Source organism: bacterium, from assembly GCA_016786595.1.
GTDB lineage: Bacteria > Bdellovibrionota_C > UBA2361 > SZUA-149 > JAEUWB01 > JAEUWB01.
In genome coordinates this window covers 1-22,004 of the sequence record JAEUWB010000031.1, presented here as the reverse complement: position 1 = coordinate 22,004, position 22,004 = coordinate 1, and the positions used below count along the sequence as shown (strand labels likewise).

The 22,004-nt window shown below is 46.0% G+C and carries 18 protein-coding genes; 9 read left to right on the top strand and 9 right to left on the bottom strand.

The features are described from left to right. The 5 genes from JNK13_04985 to JNK13_04965 all read left to right on the top strand — a co-directional run. On the top strand, window positions 1-217 hold a 217-nt coding region (locus tag JNK13_04985; protein ID MBL7662092.1), incomplete at its 5' end, for a hypothetical protein. A 284-nt stretch (window positions 218-501) separates the two neighbouring features. Further along, a complete protein-coding gene (locus JNK13_04980; protein ID MBL7662091.1) occupies window positions 502-3,501 on the top strand; it encodes a S8 family serine peptidase in 3,000 nt (999 codons plus the stop codon). A gap of 674 nt (window positions 3,502-4,175) precedes the next feature. Further along, entirely contained in the window at window positions 4,176-5,168 is a 993-nt protein-coding gene (locus JNK13_04975; protein ID MBL7662090.1) for a flippase-like domain-containing protein, read from the top strand. A 47-nt stretch (window positions 5,169-5,215) separates the two neighbouring features. Then, window positions 5,216-6,073, top strand: a complete 858-nt coding sequence (locus JNK13_04970; protein ID MBL7662089.1) for a 3-hydroxybutyryl-CoA dehydrogenase — start codon at window positions 5,216-5,218, stop codon at window positions 6,071-6,073. Window positions 6,074-6,328: 255 nt separating this feature from the next. Continuing rightward, window positions 6,329-6,808, top strand: coding sequence for a hypothetical protein (locus tag JNK13_04965; protein ID MBL7662088.1), 480 nt, complete (start codon window positions 6,329-6,331; stop codon window positions 6,806-6,808). Between the two features lie 235 nt (window positions 6,809-7,043). Here the strand turns inward: JNK13_04965 and dnaB are convergent, their stop codons facing one another. Genes dnaB through JNK13_04950 form a run of 3 tightly spaced genes read right to left on the bottom strand, consistent with a single transcriptional unit; the run spans window position 7,044 to window position 11,169 of the window. Continuing rightward, window positions 7,044-8,477 (bottom strand): replicative DNA helicase, encoded by a 1,434-nt coding sequence (gene dnaB / locus JNK13_04960; protein ID MBL7662087.1) that lies wholly within the window; start codon window positions 8,475-8,477, stop codon window positions 7,044-7,046. A gap of 28 nt (window positions 8,478-8,505) precedes the next feature. Then, window positions 8,506-9,585 (bottom strand): tetratricopeptide repeat protein, encoded by a 1,080-nt coding sequence (locus tag JNK13_04955; protein MBL7662086.1) that lies wholly within the window; start codon window positions 9,583-9,585, stop codon window positions 8,506-8,508. Window positions 9,586-9,618: 33 nt separating this feature from the next. After that, the gene (locus JNK13_04950; GenBank protein MBL7662085.1) at window positions 9,619-11,169 is read right to left on the bottom strand and encodes a glycosyltransferase family 39 protein; all 1,551 of its coding nucleotides are present in this window, start codon (window positions 11,167-11,169) and stop codon (window positions 9,619-9,621) included. 527 nt (window positions 11,170-11,696) lie between these two features. Here JNK13_04950 and JNK13_04945 point away from each other — a divergent pair. The 3 genes from JNK13_04945 (at window position 11,697) to JNK13_04935 (ending at window position 13,798) form a co-directional block, all read left to right on the top strand. Further along, window positions 11,697-12,506 carry a sigma-70 family RNA polymerase sigma factor gene (locus tag JNK13_04945; protein ID MBL7662084.1) on the top strand — a complete coding sequence of 270 codons (810 nt, stop codon included), beginning with the start codon at window positions 11,697-11,699 and terminating at the stop codon, window positions 12,504-12,506. A gap of 126 nt (window positions 12,507-12,632) precedes the next feature. Further along, window positions 12,633-13,508: a hypothetical protein gene (locus tag JNK13_04940; protein MBL7662083.1), complete on the top strand. Its 876-nt coding sequence runs from the start codon at window positions 12,633-12,635 to the stop codon at window positions 13,506-13,508. Next, window positions 13,502-13,798 (top strand): hypothetical protein, encoded by a 297-nt coding sequence (locus tag JNK13_04935; GenBank protein MBL7662082.1) that lies wholly within the window; start codon window positions 13,502-13,504, stop codon window positions 13,796-13,798. Before JNK13_04940 ends, JNK13_04935 begins: the two co-directional genes overlap by 7 nt. 102 nt (window positions 13,799-13,900) lie before the next feature. Here the strand turns inward: JNK13_04935 and JNK13_04930 are convergent, their stop codons facing one another. The 5 genes from JNK13_04930 to JNK13_04910 are packed head-to-tail and all read right to left on the bottom strand — an operon-like array spanning window position 13,901 to window position 20,017. Next, the gene (locus JNK13_04930; GenBank protein ID MBL7662081.1) at window positions 13,901-14,518 is read right to left on the bottom strand and encodes a hypothetical protein; all 618 of its coding nucleotides are present in this window, start codon (window positions 14,516-14,518) and stop codon (window positions 13,901-13,903) included. 43 nt (window positions 14,519-14,561) lie between these two features. Further along, the gene (locus JNK13_04925; protein MBL7662080.1) at window positions 14,562-15,416 is read right to left on the bottom strand and encodes a biotin--[acetyl-CoA-carboxylase] ligase; all 855 of its coding nucleotides are present in this window, start codon (window positions 15,414-15,416) and stop codon (window positions 14,562-14,564) included. Window positions 15,417-15,422: 6 nt separating this feature from the next. Further along, entirely contained in the window at window positions 15,423-16,313 is an 891-nt protein-coding gene (gene nadC / locus JNK13_04920; protein ID MBL7662079.1) for a carboxylating nicotinate-nucleotide diphosphorylase, read from the bottom strand. Between the two features lie 20 nt (window positions 16,314-16,333). Then, a complete protein-coding gene (locus tag JNK13_04915; GenBank protein ID MBL7662078.1) occupies window positions 16,334-18,982 on the bottom strand; it encodes a valine--tRNA ligase in 2,649 nt (882 codons plus the stop codon). Between the two features lie 15 nt (window positions 18,983-18,997). Further along, a complete protein-coding gene (locus JNK13_04910) occupies window positions 18,998-20,017 on the bottom strand; it encodes an FHA domain-containing protein (protein MBL7662077.1) in 1,020 nt (339 codons plus the stop codon). 607 nt (window positions 20,018-20,624) lie between these two features. Here JNK13_04910 and JNK13_04905 point away from each other — a divergent pair. After that, window positions 20,625-20,789 carry a hypothetical protein gene (locus JNK13_04905; GenBank protein MBL7662076.1) on the top strand — a complete coding sequence of 55 codons (165 nt, stop codon included), beginning with the start codon at window positions 20,625-20,627 and terminating at the stop codon, window positions 20,787-20,789. A gap of 390 nt (window positions 20,790-21,179) precedes the next feature. Here JNK13_04905 and JNK13_04900 read toward each other — a convergent pair whose 3' ends face one another. Further along, complete coding sequence (locus JNK13_04900; protein MBL7662075.1) at window positions 21,180-21,860, bottom strand: hypothetical protein; 681 nt, start codon at window positions 21,858-21,860, stop codon at window positions 21,180-21,182. Window positions 21,861-22,004 lie beyond the last annotated feature (144 nt).

Sequence of the window (22,004 nt, the reverse complement as noted above, 5' to 3'; positions counted from 1 at the left end):
GTTCTTGGCCTCGATTTTGACCTCGATTGGGCTTTATTTTTACGCGCAATTTCATGGCGCAGAAATCTTGAATTATCAGGCGAGTCTCTTCTTTGCCTGCGGCACTTTTATTGGTGGTAATTTTGGTGCGCGAGATGCGTTAAAGCGTGGCGAAAAATATGTGCAGATACTCTTTCTTATCGTCACCGTACTTTCTGCACTGTCGCTGCTGATCTAGTAAGTATTTTCGCTTAGTCGTCAAATAATCAACTCAACATGGAAAGAACAGCTTCCATCGGAACGCGGAGCGAAGATTTACACATTTACTTAACCGCGTGTAACAGAAATGTAAAAACTTCGCCTAAGCTAAAGTAGGAATCAGTCTGAATCTGTATTTTTGCAACTTAAACAATTGAACTAACTACAGAAGATCAAAACAGAATAATCGTTCTAGCCTAAGAGATTTCCGTAAAGAAGCACACTACACCCGACGATGAACTAACTGTGACGTAAAAGTCTAGATTGAGACGGATACGCACAGGTTTTCACGAAGAAGCAATTCTTCAAGGTTTGAAAAAAGGTTTTTCGGGAGTTTTAGCCATGAAATTACGCTTGGCAGTGATTGATAAACGTGGGGCCAGAATTACTTGGAGTAAATCTGGCCTCTTTTTTTACGGCATCAGCTGTGCAGTTTTAAGCATCCTCACTTTGCCTAGCCTGGCCATAGCGCAAGTTCAAGGCGACGAAGCCCAGGTAGTGCCTGGAGAATTCATCGTTAAATATCGCAGCGACATGCGTCAAACTCGCCGCGCCCTGGCCAGTGCAGAACTAAACGTAGAAACCAAAGAAAAACTCGATCTCGTAGATGTTGAAGTTGTAACTGTCAGAGCGGGCGAAGAACTAGATCTCAACACTGCCAAAGACCTGCTTGCCTCTGGTGAAATCGAATACATTCAACCAAATTATATCTATACAATTGACCGCAGCGTCAATGATGCGCGCTTTAGCGAACTCTGGGGGATGCATAACAGCGGTCAAACTGGTGGCTCCGCTAATATTGATATCGACGCTCCCGAAGCTTGGGACATCACAACTGGTTCTACAAACGTCGTTGTCGGAGTAATTGATACAGGCATCGAATATACACACCCTGACTTAGCTGCAAACATGTGGACAAATACAGCAGAAATCCCAGGAAATAATCTTGATGATGATAGTAACGGCTATATCGATGACGTCTATGGAATGAACGCCTTAAATAGTAGCGGCAACCCACTTGACGATAATGGCCACGGCACACACTGCGCAGGCACAATCGGCGGTCGCGGCAATGATGGGGTCGGAGTTGTCGGTGTGAACTGGAATGTCAAACTAATGGGCCTTAAATTCCTCAACCAAAACGGACAAGGAGCAACCTCTGGCGCAATTCAAGCTATTAACTATGCTATTACGATGAAGCAACGCGGAGTAAATCTACGCGTGCTTAGCAACTCTTGGGGTGGATCAATGTATGACCGTGCCCTCGAAGAAGCCGTGCAAGCGGCGCAAAATAACGGCATTCTTTTTGTCGCCGCTGCAGGAAATGCTGCTCGCGATAATGACTCTTCAGCGACTTATCCAGCCAACTACGAAGTTGATAACGTCGTCTCTGTTGCTGCTATCGATGCTAGCGGCAATTTAGCAACATTTTCAAACTACGGCGCGTTAAGCGTTGATATCGCTGCTCCTGGCGTAAGCATCTTGAGTTCATTTTTAGGTGGGACATATAAAGTATTAAACGGAACCTCAATGGCGACTCCACATGCTGCAGGGGTTGCGGCATTAATTCTTGCCCAAAGTCCAAGTCTTAGTTTGACCGACCTTAAGGCTAGGCTTTTAGCTACGAAAAAGCCTCTGCCGGGATTAGTTGGCGTAATCGCCAACGCTGGAATGGTTGATGCTTATCAAGCCGTAACCAACACCGTTGTGCCCGACCCAAATCCAATTCCACAAGTGCACTACAATCGCATTCCAACAAACTACAACTTTGATGGCAGCCTTGGCACCCGCGTGCTTCAAGTCGATGACGGCTATGCCCCAGTAGCCCTTGGATTTACCTTCCCATACTGTGGAGGAGTGTTTAACAATGTCGCTGTCTCTGCAAATGGACGCATCGTTCCGATGGCAGATAGTAACAGTTTACCAAATTCTGGCGACTATCAGAGCAAACTCGACCCGGGTATAAATATTCTTCACCAAGACTATGTTCCAGCTGCAGCAGCGCTAAGTGGCGGTGCGTCGGGGGTTTACTTTAAACAACTCGGCACTGAAGCAACTATCACTTGGGTTGTGCAAAGTTATGCACATCGCAATTCCCAAGACCCAGCTACAGTCCAAACATTCCAAGCACGTCTCAAAGCAACCGGCGCAATCGAATTTCACTATGCCGACACCCACTCAAATGACCAGTTCCGCGACTACGGAGCTTTGGCCACCGTAGGACTTCAAGCCGTTAGCGGCACATCCTGCGAACGTCTAGCAGTTTCACAAAACAGTCCACAGCCTGACCTACTCGGCAATAGCAAAGCACTGGGGTTTGCACTCGACCGTTCACAACGACTCGACTTTGACGGCGATTCAAAGAGTGACCTTGCAGTATTTCGACCAGCAACAGCAATGTGGTTTGTGCTGACATCAGCAAGTAACTTCGACTACAATCAGCAGATCCAAATGCAATGGGGCTTACCTGGCGACAAACCAGTCCCAGGCGATTTTGATGGCGATAAAAAGACTGACTTCGCGGTTTATCGCGCTAGCGAGAAAAACTGGTACATCCGTAAATCCAGCACTGGCGCAACTGCAATTCGTCACTGGGGTAATGGCAGTGATCAACCAGTCGTTGGAGATTTTGATGGCGATGGCGTGGATGATATCGCAGTATTTCGTAAGTCTAAAGGTGCCTACTACGCCCTCAAGTCTTCCGCAAATATCTTAAGTGATGGCTACACTGCTCAAGATCAGGCGCAATCTGTTGCAATCGTTAAACTCGCTAGTGTCAAGAAAGACAACCGTGGGCGCGCAATCAAAAACACAGCCAAGATTATTCCAATTCCTGGCGACTTTGCTGGAGAAGGAAAGTCAGCTTTTGGAATTATTGAAATCAGTAAAGACAAGAAAACCAAAAGTGCAAAATGGATCGTTAAGCGCGAGAACGGCAAAACGCTTTTCAAAAGCAACTGGGGCAAGAAGACTGATGCTTATCTTGCCTGCGATTGGGAAGGAAATGGCACCGCTGACCGCGTTGCGATCCGTAAAGAAAGTTCAGGCTTACTCGGCTGGTATGTGGCGACTCGCGAAGGCCCACGCTATACTCTACAGTTTGGCGAACCTGGAGACACTCCAAGCTGTAATAAAGACTTTAACGGCGATGGTATCGCAGACAAGACCGTCTTTAGAACTGCAAATGCAACCTGGTATATCATTCAACCGAATGGAACATTTAATGCGATTCCTTTCGGCTTACCAGGAGACGTAGCACTGTAGTGATAACATTTCTCAAAAAGAATGCGCATTAAATTCTGCTTGCATAGCGTGTCATGCGAGGCTACGAAGTAGCCGTGGCACTCTCTTTGCGTTTCGTGTCATTGCGAGGCTACGAAGTAGCCGTGGCAATCTGTTAACCGGATGTATAAATATTTTTTTTAAATAAGTGAACGGATTGCTTCACGCTTCTTCGAAGGCGTTCGCAATGACAGCTGATTTACAAAGTTAACAGATTGCTTCGCACTTCTTCGAATGTGCTGGCAATGACTCAGATTCTAACCCTCACAATGACAGCTGAAACTGACAAGTTAACTCTTGGTGCCAGCTCTTAACTTAAGCGCCAGGAGCACATTCCGATGCTGCATCCTCTCGATTTAACTCCCCTGCTTCCTATCCGCCAACAAATTTGCTAGTTATAGCATTTCCCAAAACTATTTTGGATATTGTAGCAAACACAGTTAAGCTATAAAAACATTTCCTCTGAGTGGATAAGCTATGTATGAGTTTATTTTTTAAAGGGAAATGCTATTTATTTACTGGTTGTGTCTACGACACAACTTATATACCAGTTTGCAAAAATCATCAGTTTTATCCAAAATCTTTTTGCAAACTGGTATTAATAGCGGTGAAAATTTAGAGGTTTTCACAGTTGAATATCTGATGGACTATTTTTCGTGACGAAATCAAAACGCAAGTTAGGATTGAAGATTTTTTTACAGTTGGCAATTAGTGCCCTGCTACTAGTGATCGTCTATCGCAGCTCAAACTTCGACAAACTGCTTGAGACTTTAAAATCATTTTCCTGGATGACCGCCCTAGAAATTTCTTTAGTCTACGCTCTTGGGCAAATTTTGAGCGCATTTAAGTGGAGCATCTTCGTGCGTCAAGCTGAGATTGGCACAAAAATGCTGCAAATTATCCGCGCCTACTTTCTTGGGATGTTTGTGAATAATTTTGGATTCGGAACTGTCGGTGGAGACGTAGCACGAAGTGTTGCCTTATTCCCCCCACAGGGCAAGCGCGCCCCAGCATTTGCCACTGTAATTGCTGATCGTGTGCATGGACTAGCAGTGCTTGTTACAATCGGAGCAATTAGTGCGGCAATTTTTAAACCAGCAGTACTTGGGCCCCACCCGGTAGTAATTGGCCTTACGGCTCTTGCTACTTTGATTTTAGGTTGGCTGATTGGCCCATCAATTTTATTAAAACTTTTCCCCGGCCCACATAAACTCAGCCGACTTGCGAAATCCGTGCGTCAAGCATTTCCGATGCAGCTCAATGTTGTCATTCCAGCCACGGCGATTTCAGCACTCTTCCATTTGAGCCAAATTTATATGGTCTACCTGATCGCCCAAAAACTTGGCGCGCCTTTAAGTTTTACTTATTTATTAGCAACGGTTCCCGTAGTAAATGTGATTACTTCCCTACCAATTAGTATCAATGGACTAGGTGTACGTGAAAGTTTATTCCTGACGCTTTTTTCTCCAATGGGCACAACTAACGAACAGTGTATTGCCATTGGAGCGCTCTGGCTTGTTGCAGTAACTGTCGTCGCCGCAATTGGTGGGGTTGTGATCGGAGCACAATCAATTCAGGCTGTCACAGATGAAGCCGAAGAGAAATCTCCAAAAGAAGAATTTATGCGCGATGTCGAACCAGCCAAATAATTAAGCTGAAGAAATAGATTTGAGAAACTGAAGAAGGATTATAAAGTATGAAAATTAAAAGCGTCGGAATCATCGGTCTCGGACAAATGGGAGCAGGTATTGCTCAAGTATTTGCAACTGCAGGTGTCAGTACTTATGTCTATGATGCTCAAGCTGGCGCAACTGAGAAAGGTGTTAGCGGTATCAAAAAACGCCTGGAACGCCTCGTAGAAAAAGCCACGATCAGCGCAGCTGATCGTGATCAGACTGTCAAACTAATCCAACCTGCAAGCACACTCACAGAGTTTAAAGCCGTAGACCTAGTAATTGAAGCAATTGTCGAAAATACTGAAATTAAGACCAAGTTATTCAAGGAGCTGGACACAATCTGTAAACCAGAAACAATTTTTGCTTCAAATACTTCTTCAATTTCCATTACTAAACTTGCGGCAGCAACCTCTCGACCAGAAAAAACCGTTGGCATGCATTTCATGAATCCAGTGCCGGTGATGAAGCTCGTAGAATTAATTCGTGGGTTACAAACTAGTGATGCCACCTACACGCTTACTAAAGAAACTGTCGAAGCTTTAGGAAAAGTGCCGGTCACGGCTAAGCAGGATTTCCCGGGCTTTATTGTCAACCGCATTTTAATTCCAATGCTGAATGAAGCTGTCTATGTCTTGATGGAAGGCATTGCCGATCCAACAGATATTGATCAAGCCATGAAGCTTGGCTGCAATCAACCGATGGGCCCCTTGGAGCTTGCTGATTTTGTCGGTCTTGATACCTGTCTTTACATCTCGCAGATCCTGCATCGCGAGCTTGGCGACAGCAAATACCGCCCCTGTCCACTCTTAGTTAAGTATGTCGAGGCGGGCTGGTTGGGGAGAAAGACTGGCCGCGGGTTTTATCAGTACAATCAGTAGCCTAGAGCGTTGCTGCAGATAGTGCGGGAAATATCTATCAAAGATTGATTTTTGTTTTCTTGGCGATTTTGTGCTTATATACGCCCCTTTAAGTTCTGTCTCGGGTAGATGTTAAATTAAGTATCCCGCACTGTTCAATCCAATCATTAGTTCAATCAAGTAGAACAGTCCGGGATGCTGAAGGTAATTTAGGTTTTTTATTCACCTCATGCTCTGGTGCCATTCACGCTGCCACTTGAGCATGAGGTAAAAAACATGACGCTCTCACAAATACTGGAGCTTTGTCGTTTCGGCAGAGCAATTTCGTCACTTTGTGGCCAGGTTTCGATCGGGCCACCTGACATAGTTCAAATCAGCGATGATCCACTTGCGACTAAAGAGGTTCCAAACGGAATAACAATTCAGTTCTGGACAATCTTGACGCAGGCTGGATATGACTTCACGAACTACTTGATGCTCGCTCGTCTTGGCAACAACTTAGCTGCACTGTCAAAGCTTGGATATGCTCAAGGTAATCTTGCTGCTGCTCTGAGAATGCTAAGTGATAATTCCAAGATCCTGATCTCACCAGTCAAATTTAAACTGCCAAAAGACTGGGACTCTTCCTGGCCTCAAAGGTTCGGGCGCACTGCATGGATCAAAATGCTGCGGTCAACCCTCAAGCAAGTTGATACATTGCTCAAAGAAGAAAGATCCGCGCAAGTTCAACAAGGACGGCGAAAGAAATGCGCGTGACCATGTATGGGCTATTTCAGTCAGGCAAATTCTGCGTGACGATACTCAACGGGAGCTTGAGGTTTTACTGAAAAGGATGTCGGTAAAACCTTCAGCGGTCCATGCTTACTGCTCAAGCTGCACCCATAAAACCCAGGACTTGCTGTGATTGTTTGCACAATACGATCACAGTATTAAAAAACTTAGGCTTAGGCTTGAACTTATCCTTCCCCTTTTTCTTTGTAGTTATAATGATTTATAATAACTCGTCGCCAACCGCACCCAGATCCTCACCCAAATAATCATAGGCAGCTTCTTCAGAGAGGTTTTCAAAGAGTGTATATTCGCCTTGGAAAGCAAGTTTTACTGTGCCGATTGGGCCGTTACGATGCTTGGAAACAATCACTTCAGCAACACCCTTATCGGGGGTATCCGGATTATAAACTTCGTCACGATAAACAAAGCTAATTAAGTCTGCATCTTGCTCAATCGCACCAGATTCACGCAAATCAGCCATATGTGGGCGTTTATTATCGCGCGACTCAACTCCACGGTTAAGCTGCGAGAGTGCAACCACCGGGATATTCAATTCCTTAGCCAAACCTTTAAGCGCACCGGAGATCTCAGAGATTTCCTGGTCGCGGCGGTCAGATGAACGCGAGGAGCCACGCATTAATTGCAAATAGTCGACAACCACTAGACTCAGTGGTTTTTCACGATGTAGTCTGCGGGCCTTGGCGCGCATTTCCAAAACTGAAATAGCCGAAGTATCATCAATAAAGACATCGGCATGCGATAATTCTGATGCGGCTTCAACTAAGCGTGGAAAATCAGTTTCACTTAGTTTACCAGAGCGAATCTTGGAACTACTAACTCGCGCGCGCGAACAAAGTAATCTGGTCACAATTTGTTCTTTAGACATTTCCAGTGAGAAAATTGCTACCGCCCCAGCTCGTTTTGGATTTAAGCCTACGTTTAAAGCCATCGAAAGCGCCAGGGATGTTTTTCCCATACTTGGACGGCCCGCCAGAATAATTAAGTCTGATGGCTGAAATCCTGCTGTAATATTATCCAGGTCATAAAAGCCCGAAGCCAGGCCAGTGATTGGCTCTTTACTGATGTAGTGCTTCTCGACTTGCTTGATTGAGTCTTTAACCACGTCGCTTACACGATAAAAGCCCTTGTTGATTCTGGACTCAGAAAGCTTGAAAATTTTCTGCTCCACAGTATCAAGTAAAGTTTCAACGTCTTCATCTGCAGCAAAAGCTTCATCAACAATTACGCCAGCTTCATGAATGAGGTTACGGCGCAAACTCATGCTTTTTACTAGGCGAGCGTAGTACTGAGCGTTTGCTGAAGTCGGGACAATTTCTACAAGTTGGGAGATATATTCAATGCCACCAGCTGCATCAAGGTCGCTCGTGGTACGTAACATCTGTGTTAAGGTCACAACGTCAATCGGCTCACCGCGGTCAAATACAGCGATCATCCCCGCAAAGAGCAGTTGGTGTTGTTTAATATGGAAATCTCCAGGCTGGAGGATTTCCAAAACACTATTAACTGCTTCATTATCGATTAAAATCGCACCAAGCACTGATTGCTCAGCCTCACGTGAGTGCGGAGGTATGCGCCCAGAGAATTTTTGATTTGTATTTTGCGAAGAATTCTTGTCGACTAGAGAAACTGCCATAGCGTAGCCAATCTATACTATTAATCCGTTAAAGGCCAAGAGAACGTATCCAATCTCTGATTTTAAATCCAGCACTTGGATTTTGTTCAACAATCGCTCGGGGATTAGCTGAGTTTCCACAGATCGGCTCTAAAAAGACTTCGGCCTCACGTAATGCCATATCCGGCCAGTACGAAACGCGGTTACCAAATTCTGCCAGGCAGATCTTGGGCTCGGCCTGAAAGAGTTGAGTTCGAGCGTCACGGATTTCCGCTGTGCGACTTTCATCTTGTAAGAAAACCCCCTGCAGCAAGAAAGCCAAAGTGCGCACTTCAGTAGACGCTTCTGCTGGGCTAGATAAAAGCTGATTTAATGCGGCACGTCCTGCAGCTAAATCGTGACGTAAATAATTAACCAAGGCCAGATCGAGTAGCAGATTTTCTGTAGGCCGCGGTTGATTTGCTGCTGTTAGGCGCGTGCTCAGAAATCGATAGGCACTGTCAATTTTTTCAGCCCAAAGCAAGAGCCGAACCAGGCGGCTGAGTGTATAGTCAGTCGGGCTGACTTGATAGGCTTCTTCGGCAAAACATAAAGCTTCATCAAAGTATCCAAGATCGAAATTAACCATCGATAAATTCGTCAGCAGCAAACTCAATTCATTTTGACTCAAGGCCTGATCTTGCTTAAGCCCCCCGACTTGAAGTTTTTGTTGCCGATTTAATTCAGAAATTTTGAATAAGATTTTGCGCGCAGCTTCGAGCCGACCTTGCAGGTAGGCAAGTCTAGCTAGGTTCAACAAGCTCGAGAAATCATGTGGGCGCTCTGTTAAAACATGGTGCAAGTAAAATTCAGCCTCTGCATATTTGCTACGTCCCATTAAAGCAAAGGCCAAGTCGTTATAGACAATGTAGTTCGCGCCTGGAATTGCTGCCGCTTTACGGAGTTCAACTTCTGCAGCTTCAAAGCGTCCAAGCGCGGCAAGATCGCGCCCGCGCTGCAAGAGCGTAACTTGGTCCAGTTCCGTTTCGCTAATCACGGCAGCAGGTTTTTTACTTGGTGGTAAAATGCAAGCTGAGAGTAGAACTAGTGCCCAGCAGAAAATATTTCGCAAATAATCAGTAGCTTTCACGTTGATCTTTTCGAGATTTACCAATCTAAGTTATTAATCCGCGGTTAAAACGGCGTGCGTCAATTTAGCATTCAGGCGCGCAAGATACAAACGTTCTGGATTTTTATCTGAGTTTTCGAACTCTCGTTGACTGCGATCCCGCGGGCGTTCAGCTGTATAGATCACATGGCTGAGATAGCGACTGAGTGCGCGTTTGTCTTTTTCACGAAAGAGGTAAAGTCCATTGGGGTTATTAATTTTTGTCAGTTCTTGGAAATCAACTTTGCGATTCAAGTAAAACAAGAGTACATCGAAACTTTCATCACTCGGGCTTTTAACGATTGTTACAGACTGCGTGTCTGGAATTAATTGGGCAAGCTCATAACTAATTCCCTTGAAGGTCAGATTTGAGGCTTGCACAACCTGGATTGAAAAATAGACTGCCAGATAAAGCGGCGTGCAAAGTGCTGTTAAAAGTGAAATTCTCCGGATCAACTCTGCTTCTCCGCTGGCAAGCCTGGCACAGATCAAAGCCAAGAGGATTGAGCCTGCAGGTAACAATGGCATTAAATAAGACTGACGTTTACCCGCAGCGATGCTAAAAAATATCATGCCGCCCAGTAGCCAAAACAGGCTCGCTTTAGCTAGTCGCGACTCGGTCGAATCAGCAGCGCCGAAGAAACTTATTATTGCTCCAGGCGCTAAGAATTGTCGCTTTAACAGCAAGCCAATTATTGCTGCTGTAATCAGTACCACTGCTGGGATAAACTCACCCCAGAGATGAGTAAAATAAAACCAGAAGGGCTTGATCGTAATACCACTTCCGCCGATGAGGCGTAGTATATTCTCGAAAACAATTTGACGCTCGAGAAATGCATCTCCACCTTGCGAGGCAGCTAGCGCATACCATGGCTCTGCCACGATCAGCGCCAGCAAAAGTCCAACAATCCAACTCGGGTTGACAACTTGCTTATAGCAAGTTGTCAGATTCTGGGTTGCCGCAGAAATTAACCAGCAGACAATTACACCCAACACAAAGCCAACCGGACCTTTCGCTAAAATTGAAAGCCCAAAGCAAAGTGACACTAGATAGACAATGCGCTGAGGAATCAACCTATCGCGACCGGCGTTTAGCGCTGCATTAAGCCAAAGAAAAATCCCAGAGCAGACTAGAAAAGAAAAAAGCATGTCAACTCGGCCAGAGCTAGCCAAATTAAGAAACCCTACACTTGTGCCTAAGATTGTCGTGCTGGCGATTGCGAAATTAAGCCCGAGCAAGCGCTGCCCAGTAAAAAAGGTTAAAGCTAGCATGCCTATTCCAGCAAGTGCCGAGACAAAGCGTAATTGAAACTCATTGATTGGGCGATCTGGGCGAAAAATAAAAAAGGACAGCCAGTGATAGAGTGGCGGCTTAGAAGGGATAATTTTCCCGTGCCTCAAGGGCAGTACTAGCGAATCCCCTTCTGCAAGCGCATTGATCACACTGCCCTCACGTGCTTCCGAGACTCGATAGATCGGCATGGCCCCGAGGAAAACAAAAAATGTCCCGAGGTAAAGCAGTGCGCCAATGATAAAAATTCTAAAATTTGTAAGTCGCAGACTCAAAATAATATTAATGCAATTGCCTAGACTATAGCTTAATCAACAAATATTGCAGCACTCAGTCTGGAAGTTAATCTGGACTATATCGAGTCCGTCTCTCAATGAAATCTGAATATATTGATTAAAACAAAGGCGACAAGGGGGGAAAACTAGAAATGTGTTAGTCGTTAAAGAACACAATCGACAAAACAATCAAACTTGCACACACAAAAGAAGCGATATCAGCCAATCCCATCATAATCCTTAACCCTCAAAAGCCAGCCCGCGCCGATTTGAAGCAAGTACTTCAAGTCATGCATTCAAGTTACGAGATTAACTAACACGACATAGTTAAAGTCGTCTATACTAATAATGTGCTTCTAGCACATCTTTGTTACAACTAGCAAGATCAATAATTTCAAATAGTTATAACCCATATTGAAGCATTAATACGCGAGAAGCTGACTAGATACTGAAGGGTCTAAGGTTTTAGGCGGTTTTATGAGGTTGGCGTCGGATATCACCAGATGCCGTTGGATTGTGGGGGTAAAATGAAGGCTCAAGTAAAGAAATTAGTTAGTCGTAAAAGTGGTCCTAAAATACGCACGCGCGCATTAACAGCTAAAAAGTCTGCAGCGAAAAAAACGCCTGCTAAAAAGGCTGCTTCAAAGATCGACCGCGAAAAGCTCATCCTCGAACATCGTGACAATGCTCGCAAACTTGCCCGCAGCATGTTACGCCGCTGGAGAGTGCGCCTACCTTATGAAGAGCTTGATAGCATTGTTGACCTCACGCTTTGCGAGTCTGCGCTACGTTTTTCACCTGAACACGGAGCCGGCTTTATGACGTTCCTTTTCTATCATTTACGCGGTTATCTTGTTCGCGCAGTTTCAAGTGCAGTGCAAAACACACAATTTATGAACGGAGTACACACGACAACTGATGACGAAACTATTCACTTATCACCTGAGGGTGCTTGCTTTGGGAATCACCAAGTTGAAAGTCCAGAGACAATTCTGATCCGTAAAGAAAACATTTCATCTACACGCACAGCTTGCTCCGGCCTTGATAGTCTCGAGCAAGAAGTGATTATCCGTTCATTTGAGAATGACGAATCACTTGTCGATATCGCTAAGTCATTGGGCTATAGCCGTTGTCACATTTCCCGTGTTAAGCGTCGTGCGCTTGAGCAACTTCAAGGGTCGCTTGGTAGTGAACATGCAAACGAATCGACAAAAGTCCCATTGATTCGCCTCCAGGTCGAAGCAGTCACGGAAAAACGCAAGCGCACACGTCGCGGTGGAAAATCAAACGTAGTTGAAATCACCGAAGCAGTAGCTGGGCTAAGAAAATCTGCCTAGGGGAACTAGCCAATAGCTTGCAGTGCAGGCTGCAAGCTACCGTGGCATCTATCGTTGCGGCGAATTGAAGCAACGCTTAAAACTATCCATTTTCTTTTTCCAGATTACACGCTAAAATAGTTCGCTATGGAGCGAAACGAAACATACAGTGCCTACCGCCCAGGCACTGACGAGTTAATTGCTAAACTCGTCGAAGATCATACCGGCTGGGCTACGGCAATTGCTAAATCCGTAGCGCGCTCGTGGAATCTCGACTGGCAATTAGATGGACTCGATGGCGGTGCATACGAAGGGCTTTTATTTTGCGCAAGGCGTTATGACCCTAAAATGGGAGTGCCCTTCAGAGCCTATGCGCGCCGACGCATTCATGAGTCAGCCACCGAAGAAGCCAGAAAATCTAAATCCTGGCAGCAAGCTACTGGCGCAGAAACCGAATCACAACAAATTTCACGCGAAATTTCGGCAAAACTTTTTGACGTATTCCCCGAACTTCGTGACGGTGAACTTGTCACCGAGGACGGTGAAATCAATGAAGAGTTGATGCGTACTTCAGTACGTCAGATGTTAACCAGCGCCACAATGTTATTAGCACTTGAAGAAATCACCGCTTCCCCTGAGAAAGTTGTCGATTACAAGCGTGCCCTAGAAATTGTAGCCGAACTGGAAGTGGTACATCAAAAGATCGTCTACGGAGTATATTGGGACGGTGTGTCAATGCGCGCACTTGCCGAAGAATGGAAAATTGATGAACTCAACATTATTCGTGAGCATAAGGAAATCTTGAACTACGTTTTTGCACGAATTGCCAATCCCAAGCGACAAATGCAGAAGCTATCTGTGCGTCCTGGACTTAGAGCAGTCGCACAAGAATTCAGGCGCTTGAAGGAGAAATCTCCGTTTAGCCAGTTTGTGGTCGCGCAAATTATTTTATTTTTAGCTTTGACCTACTCGCTTTTGGGGATTGCCTCCCCGCTTTCATTAGTTGAGAAGAATTTATGGTAAAAAAAATATCAGGAGTTCCACCGCGCACGACTGGCATTAATTCAGTAACTGGCAGCGCTGATGTTGGCAAAGTTGCTCCAACCCAAGGTCAAACTGGTGTGCAAGGAGTGCGTCGACCAACGCGGCCGATGACTGTCGAAGAGCGTAAATTTTTACTTAAAGTCGTCTCTGAGGAGGCGGAAAAACTCACTGCAGAGGGCGCCCTCCCCGCTGATAAGCGGCAAGTTGTGGAAGATGCTGTCAAAATGACGATTGGTGCAGCAGGTGGCAGCGAAGACCAGGAAGAATAATCGTCGTTGCGAGTAACTGAATGGGTGGCACGAGCCTTGCCTCGCGCGTGCGAGGCAATTTCGTTTTCTTTGGGCTGACCTTTCTTTTCCGCAAAAGAAAGGTCAGTGACCTTCTGGCCCCTTAGCTTTTTTCTCTTTCTTTTCGATAATTTTGCGAGCTTGGCCAGCGACAAGTCCGGAGACATTTTTCGAGCGGGCAACGCGTTGGACGTCTTTTTCATGGAGGTAAGAGAGGAATTTAAGGGAGATGTCACCGGGGACTTTAGCGTTCATCACCAGGTTGAGTTTAACGGAATAGCTGCGGGTCCAGGAGCTATTTCCAGCGATGCGGCGGTAGACATGCTCATTGAGGTTAGCATTTCTTGCGAAGTCAATGATTTCAGCTTCAGTGATGCGGCCGTTTTGCAAAACGAAGAGTGGGATTTGGCGGTTAGTGTCGCGAATCAGGATCGCGCGGATAACTTTATTGCCAAAGAGTGCCAATTTAACTTTTTGCGGGATTTTTAGTGAAGTGATTGCAGCAATTCCTTTAGGATCCTCCTGCTTTTTCAGGACCTCTTCCTCGGAATCTGGGTCTTTGACGTGCTCAGCTTCGAGTTTAATATCGTCTTGGCCAGCTTTTATTTTTTCGAGCGCTGCTCGTTCTTCTGCTTTTTGGGCGTTAGCGATCACATCAGCAAAAAGCTTATCTAAATCGACTGGACCCCCGGCGCCACTCATATCGCGTGATACCTTGTTGATTGTTACTGAATACGAGGCGAAATTATAATTCAATTTCGCCTGAATGTAAAAGACTTTTCTCCTGCGTTTGAGGATCGTTAACAATTAGAGCGCCTTGAGAATCGATCCCTTCGACTAAGTAAACTTTGTGATTGCGCGATAATTTCTTGCCGCACAAATTCGAATCGCGCATAAAGCGTTCTTGGAACGGTGCAAATCCCGTGTTTAACAATAAATTTAAATTTTCGATGATTTCAAATAAGCAAGTGACAAAGAGAATATTTTCGTCGCATGCTTGTTGCTGATAAAATCCAAGCTCGCTCAAACTAATTGGCTGGGCGGGTGGAGCAATTTCTACAGGCTGGAGATTAATGCCAAAGCCCAGACGCATGGAGGAGCAAACCTCTGCATTCAAAGTTGACTCAATCAAAATGCCACCCAATTTCTTCCAGACAAGCTGAGTTTGATTTTCCTCGAAGACCACCAGGTCATTGGGCCATTTGAGTGAAACTTTGAGATTAAAACTTTTCAAGGCTTGTTGCAGAGCCAGGCCGACAACTATGGAAAGTCCGGGCAAGGTATTTAATTTAGCCTGCGGATTCCAGCAGACTGTCGCGTAGAGACCTTGATTTTCCGTAGAAGTCCAACTTCGACCTTGGCGGCCGCGGCCTTGAGTTTGCCCGCGTGCAAGAACAGCTGTTAGTCCTTGGAGTTCGTGTGCCGGGACGTTTAGTTCAATGCTTTGATGTGGTTCTAGTATTTCCTGTCCTTGCTGAATTGCCGAAGCAAGGTCCATGGTTGAAGAAATTTGATCGAATAAATATGCCGTGAGTGCAGATTTTTTAGTGTCGGTGGTTTTCTCGTTGCAGGAGGCTTTTATTTTTTCGAGAGCAAGCATCTTGCGTTATTGTTCTGAGACTAAAGCAAGGTGAAGGGAAAGATCAGCGGCTTTTATTGAGTGCGTTAGCGCGCCCATGGAAATAGCATCGACTCCGCTTTGGGCATAAGCTTCAAGATTTCTTGGATCAATGCCTCCCGAAGCTTCAAGTTCAATTTGTGGAGCAATCGAGCGAGCATGCTTGACTGCGACAGCAAGATCCGCGGGGCTAAAATTATCTAGTAGAATTGCATCGGGTTTTGCGCTTAAGGCAAGCGATAGTTCATTCAAGTCGCGCACCTCGACTTCAAGTTTGAGGCGTGGTTTGGCGAGGCGCGCTTTATTTATCGCCTGCACAATATCTCCGTCGAGGGCGTCGATGTGGTTATTTTTAATCAAAAACGCATCATACAGTCCGCGACGGTGATTTACAGCTCCACCAATGCGCACTGCGTATTTATCAAGTGCTCTAAACCCAGGGATTGTTTTGCGGGTGTCGTAAAGCTTAACAGGGGCAACCAATGCTTGGAGTCTGCGGGCTTGGGTCGCGATCCCCGAGAGACGCTGGATGAAGTTAAGAATTAGTCTTTCCGCTGTGAGTAAGCTTCGCAGTGGGCCGGAAATTTCACAAAGCACTGCGCCGGCTTTGACCTGCGAGCCTTCCATCGCAAGTTCTTTAATTTGCACCGTTGGATCAATTTTTGCAAAAATTTGCGACACTAAGAATAAGCCGCAGACGACTAACTCTTCCTTGGCCAGTAGCGTTGCTGTTCCCAAACGAATAGCTGGCACGCAAGCGTTTGTCGTAACGTCACCAGATTTAAAATCCTGTCCGATGTCTTCAATCAGCCCTAAGTTAATTAAATGCTCAAGCTGTGCTTGGTCGATTCCGGGTGGAATTTTAAGATTTGTTTTCATGAGCTGCGGTATTGTCGTCCTTACAGTCCTGCCAGTGCTTGTCGGATGATTTTGAGTTCAGCTTCAAACTCGCGGAGTTTTTCCTCTTCCTTTTGCACTACCATTTCAGGTGCACGAGCACGAAAATCGGTCGAAGCGAGTTTATTTTTAACTCGTGCTAATTCTTTTTCCACGCTTTGTTGCTGTTTTAAAAGTTTTTGCTTCTCTGCCTCTGGATCGATTAAACCTTGCAGACTCAGATGAACCTTATTGGCACCGGCAAATAATTTAGAAACATAGTCCCCTGCGGGAGCAACGCTCGAGAATTTAAGCTCTGTCAAGCGAGCAAGATTCACAATTAAGTCACTCTGCAGGCTAAGCACTTGTTGTAATTCTGCTGAACACTCGAGACTAACAGTAACAGCGCTACTAGGTGGTACATTTTTCTCTGCGCGGGCAGTGCGAATCGCAGTAATTAGTTCAATTAACACTGCTGCTGTTTGAACTTTTTGCTGGTCAAGTGACTGTGGCAAATCACTGAGTTGCGGGAATTTTTCTAAAACAATGTCGGTCTGATGTCGGTCCTGCCAGATTTGCGTTGTCACAAAAGGAATCACAGGGTGTAAGAGCTTGAGCGTGGTTTCGACGACAAAATTTAAAGTATTAGCAATTGCCTGCTGTTGATTAATATCGCCGAGTTTAATCAATGGCTTAGAGGCTTCCAAATACCAAGCACAGAAGTCATCCCAAAAAAACCGATAGAGTGCGCTACAAGCTTCACTAAATTGATAATTACTGAGTGCAGCATTAACTTCTGCAGTAGTTGTGCTCAGCCGCGATAAAATCCACTGTCCAAAAGAACTTGGATCGAAGCTCTGAGGTTTAGTACCTACTTCTTCAACAACCTTGGCAGTATAACGCGTAGCATTCCAGATTTTATTAATGAAATTCCGATAGCCTTCGATGCGCTTGGTCGAAATATTCACATCTCGACCTTGTAGGGTCATGATGCAAAGCGTAAAGCGCAGGGCATCAGCCCCATAATCCCGGATTAAGTCCAGCGGATCAATCACGTTACCCTTAGTTTTCGACATTTTCTGCCCATGCTCGTCGCGCACCATCGCATGCAGATAAACTTTATGAAAAGGCACAACCCCAGTAAGCTTGATGCCCATCATCATCATTCGCGCTACCCAGAAAAACAAAATATCAAAGCCTGTAACTAAGACGCTGGTTGGATAAAAGCGCTGGAGTGTTGCAGTTTGGTCGGGCCAACCCATGGTGCTAAAGGGCCAGAGCGCAGAACTAAACCAGGTGTCGAGCACATCCGGGTCTTGGCGGAGTTTCTTACTACCACAGGCACAAGCAGTTGGAGTTTCAGTTGAAACAATTTCCTGGCCACATTCACAATACCAGACAGGGATTTGATGCCCCCACCAGAGTTGACGTGAAATGCACCAATCACGAATATTTTCCAGCCACTGATAGTAAGTACTCGACCAAGCCTGCGGAATAATCTCGGTACGTCCCTCGCGCACAGCTTGAATTGCCTGGTCGGCAAGTTCACGCATGCGCATAAACCATTGAGTCGAAACTAGTGGTTCGGTCACGGTCTGACAGCGATAGCAGCGGCCAATTTTATTTAAGTGTGGCTTCTTTTCGACTAGCGCTCCGAGGGACTCGAGTTCGACAAGGATTTTTTTACGACATTCGAAACGGTCCAGGCCTTTGTAGTGCAGCGCTTGATCGTTCATTTTCCCTTGCTGATCTAGCACCGTAATAATTGGCAATTGATGACGCCGTCCGGCTTCAAAATCGTTAGGATCGTGCCCGGGGGTAATTTTCACAACGCCCGTACCAAATTCACGATCAACAAAAGCATCGGCGATTACAGGAATAATTCGTCCTGTAATGGGCAGGCGCAGTTTAGCGCCATGCAACTTTTGATAGCGTTCGTCCTCGGGGTGCACAGCTACTGCGGTATCGCCAAGCATTGTTTCTGGGCGCGTAGTGTCGACCATCAGATAATTTCCGGGGCTCTCGACAAGTTCGTAACGCAGCCGGTAAATCATTCCCGAGGTTGCTTGATCTGGATACTCGACTTCAAGATCTGCCAGCGCGCTTTCACACCGCGGGCACCAGTTAATCATGTAATCGCCGCGATAAATTAAGCCTTCCTTGTAGAGTCGCACAAAAACTTCGCGCACTGCCTTAGAAAGTCCTTGATCCATCGTAAAGCGCTCGCGCTCCCAATCGCAGGAACAACCTAGCCGTTTTAGTTGCGAAATAATTTGCCCACCGGAAGTATCTTTCCACTCCCAAACTCGCTCGAGAAATTTTTCACGTCCAAGGTCGTGCTTGGATTGACCAGCTTGGGCAAGCTGCTTCTCAACTACGTTTTGCGTAGCGATTCCGGCGTGATCAGTCCCGGGCATCCAGAGCACTTCAGCCCCAGACATTTTTTGATACCGCACAAGGATGTCTTGCAGTGTATTATTCAGGGCATGACCGAGATGTAGCGATCCCGTGACATTCGGCGGCGGAATCACAATCGAAAAAGGCGGTTTGGCTGAGGCTGGGTCAGCATGAAAAGTCTTGGACTGCTGCCAACTCTCGGCAAGGCGCGACTCAATTGCCGTTGCATCATATGCACCAGTAGTGCCGCTCGATTTAAGATCTTCCGAAGCCATAGCCGTAATATAACGTTAGCGATAAAGGAGTAGAATAATCAGCAGAATAATTAAAGCGAATACGACGAAAACACCAAATCCAATCAAGACCTTAATTGTTTTTTCGTTGAGATTCGGCTCGTCTTCATTCCCTACTGCCGAAAAGCGAACTGCTGAAGAAACTTCATGGCTAGATCTTCCGCCAGTCTTGCCCCGCTGACCTGCAGGCGTAAACTGCGTTTGTGTTGTGCTATCTTTGTCAGCATCGCCAAACACAAAGCGTCGACTATCGAGCAAGCGTTTCTTATCCTCCTCAATCTCAGTCAGGTTTTCGAGGCCCAAGTCCTTGCGGCTGTGCACTCCCGACATAGAGCGGGGGCGTGCGGCGTTACGATCAGAAAAACTTTGACCGGCAGCGTTATGCGTGGGTGCGAGATTGACGAAAATATTCAGTGGCCCAGAAGTAATTTGCGAGCGGTCTTTAAGGACCACATTGCCAGAAACCGCTGTCCCGTCGACAACAACCCCTACTCCAGTTGCCGTATTACGGGAGTCGACAATTGCCTCTAAGCCATGCGGGTTACGAGTAACAATAATCAAGGGGCGATCTGTTGAGACATTTTCGTATGTTTCATCTGCTTCAGGTCCGCCAACAACGAAACGTGATGTTGCGGCGTCAAAGGGAATTTCGCGATCGAAATGTTCGCCTTTAAAGATCAAGAGCGATTCAGCTGATTGAGTGTGAGTTTGTCCATCGCTTGCTGAAATTTTAATGAGCACATCGGCAAATTGGACGACATCTCCAAGACGCAAAAGACAATCACTACCGGGTACAACTTTTACACCGTTAATCCAAGTGCCATTAGTGCTTTCGAAATCCCTTAGAACCCACTGGCTGCCTGCAGAAAAAATACAAGCATGGCGCCTGGATACAGAAGTGCTATCAACAACGATATCATTTTCTGGTTCACGCCCAATTGTAACTATTCCAGAAGTTGATCTAGTGATTTCAAAAGAATCTTCGCCGACTGTTTCAAATTTGATTGGAATGGACATATCTACTCAATAATAGTCAGGAAAACTAGCTGGCGTGGGGCAAAACTGTCAAGTATTTACTATATATTGTGGCTAATATATGAACTCCACTCTTATAGTATTTAGTTCTTTTACAATTCATCTGGGTAGAACTGGCTTAAAAAGGTTTTTAAGCCTTAATTTTACGTGTGAAAAATTGCATTGGGGATGGGAGTTAAGAACTCACTAGAGAGTTTTTAATCCCCAGCCTTGATGCGACACTTGTCGCTATCGTGCCGGTCGGTACGATGCTGGAAGGAGGCCAAAGTCGATAGACATGAAGCTCCATTCTCGCACCTAGAATAGCATGCGTTCTTGAACAGTAGTTTCCGAAGGCAGCCTGGATGTCTCAATGGGCATACCCGAGTCTAAATGCTGCAAAACTATAAGTGCGAGAATTGGTGGGAGGTTTGTTCCCACTATCTCGAAGTGACATGCAAAGGCAGGCGCAACAATCGTCTGCAAGTTGGCAACAATCAGGAACCGCTTCGGGGATTCCTGATCTTGCCGCGCATACTCGCCAATCCTTCACAGACCTTTACAGGTTCGATAAAATACGCCAAGCACATGATCTTTCGGGTTCACCCGAATGCATCTACAATGTGCGACGGTAGCTCTGGCGCAAAGCCAAATCGAAGGTGTCGGCGAGTGTTTTCATCAACACTCCGCAGCAATAGTTGCGGAAGGACAAGTAACAAGTACTGGCAGCTCTGAGCTCGGAAGATTGGAATCTGACGTCGGTCGCAGGAATTAAAACTCCAGAGCGCACTCCGCTGAATCCTCATGCTTCTGTTGCCCTTTGTTGCCTTTCATCACAACATCCAAACGCCCAGGTCAAGGGGGAAATCGATGGTCACCCTCCTCGGAACCATCCCCCCTCTGGCCTGGCAAAAAACACATGCGGGTGGTCGTAGGTGCCCTATACGCATCTTGCACCGAAAGCTGCCCGCTCCAGAACTTAAGGTTCTCAAGAAGCCAGTTCCCCACCTTTTTTCCTCGAGTTTATACACATCAGCTTAGGCTTGAACTTGAACTTATACTTCCCCTTAACCTACAAAGAATAAGGAGAAGTATAAGTTCAAGCCTAAGCATAGAGAATTTATCAGCGCAATTCACTATTTCCTAGATAGAATCCCGAAACGCTCTAATACTCCAAGAGCGGATCAGTTCCGACAGTTATCTTCCCCCCGCAATTAATCTGTCCACTGACACCAATCATCGAGCAGCCATGATTAGAATTCACAAGACCCTGACAATTATTCGCATAATTATCAGCGATTCCAGGCACGGACTTACAGACCGCAGGCAGTGCATTCAAAATCGACTCTGGGCTTGAGCACATCTTTTGGCAAGCGCAACACTCTTCTTTTGTTGGACTGGTACTACAACTGGTAGCGACTCCGCAGAGACATTTAGTCCAACTGGCAAGCATTAATCTACGAAAAAGATCTTTACAGGACTCGCCACATTGTTCCTTGGGCCAAGTAGTTTTCACGCCACCACATGAGGCAGAAATGCCATTTTTAAGACAAGCTGCCTCAAGCTCAAACGCACCAGATTCCTCGCAGATACGGGGGCCTTTATTTTCGGTGCAAGCATGAAAGTGTTCGTGCTGCATTAAACAGCAATATTTTAATTGATCGGCGCTACTTGTGCTTGCGCACGAAAAACGTCGGCGGAAATCGTCATTAGAAAAATGGTTTTCACTGCCTGAACCAAGTCCGAGCGAAAGGCAACGGTCATTTTTAAGATAGATCACGCAGCCCACTGTGCAGGCTGGCGCAGATTGTGCGCAACCACCAGGCATAATAGCAACACACTTCACAGTGACTCCATCAGGGCATTGTTTTGCGCAATCTGGTCGGGGTATTGGCCGAGGAATTGGATTTGCATTCGGCGTGCAACTACTGATGCTTTCCTCGGTACTTATTCCTGTCGGGCTCGCTGAACTTGGCAGCGCCAGGGAATA

What these genes read in the sequence shown, in the direction of transcription:
- JNK13_04935 (MBL7662082.1), top strand. Translation starts at nt 13,502, where the DNA reads ATGGTAAAAAAAATATCAGGAGTTCCACCGCGCACGACTGGCATTAAT.
- JNK13_04925 (MBL7662080.1), bottom strand. Translation starts at nt 15,416, where the DNA reads ATGCTTGCTCTCGAAAAAATAAAAGCCTCCTGCAACGAGAAAACCACC.
- nadC (MBL7662079.1), bottom strand. Translation starts at nt 16,313, where the DNA reads ATGAAAACAAATCTTAAAATTCCACCCGGAATCGACCAAGCACAGCTT.
- JNK13_04905 (MBL7662076.1), top strand. Translation starts at nt 20,625, where the DNA reads ATGCATCTACAATGTGCGACGGTAGCTCTGGCGCAAAGCCAAATCGAA.
- JNK13_04965 (MBL7662088.1), top strand. Translation starts at nt 6,329, where the DNA reads ATGACGCTCTCACAAATACTGGAGCTTTGTCGTTTCGGCAGAGCAATT.
- dnaB (MBL7662087.1), bottom strand. Translation starts at nt 8,477, where the DNA reads ATGGCAGTTTCTCTAGTCGACAAGAATTCTTCGCAAAATACAAATCAA.
- JNK13_04940 (MBL7662083.1), top strand. Translation starts at nt 12,633, where the DNA reads ATGGAGCGAAACGAAACATACAGTGCCTACCGCCCAGGCACTGACGAG.
- JNK13_04910 (MBL7662077.1), bottom strand. Translation starts at nt 20,017, where the DNA reads ATGTCCATTCCAATCAAATTTGAAACAGTCGGCGAAGATTCTTTTGAA.
- JNK13_04915 (MBL7662078.1), bottom strand. Translation starts at nt 18,982, where the DNA reads ATGGCTTCGGAAGATCTTAAATCGAGCGGCACTACTGGTGCATATGAT.
- JNK13_04945 (MBL7662084.1), top strand. Translation starts at nt 11,697, where the DNA reads ATGAAGGCTCAAGTAAAGAAATTAGTTAGTCGTAAAAGTGGTCCTAAA.
- JNK13_04970 (MBL7662089.1), top strand. Translation starts at nt 5,216, where the DNA reads ATGAAAATTAAAAGCGTCGGAATCATCGGTCTCGGACAAATGGGAGCA.
- JNK13_04930 (MBL7662081.1), bottom strand. Translation starts at nt 14,518, where the DNA reads ATGAGTGGCGCCGGGGGTCCAGTCGATTTAGATAAGCTTTTTGCTGAT.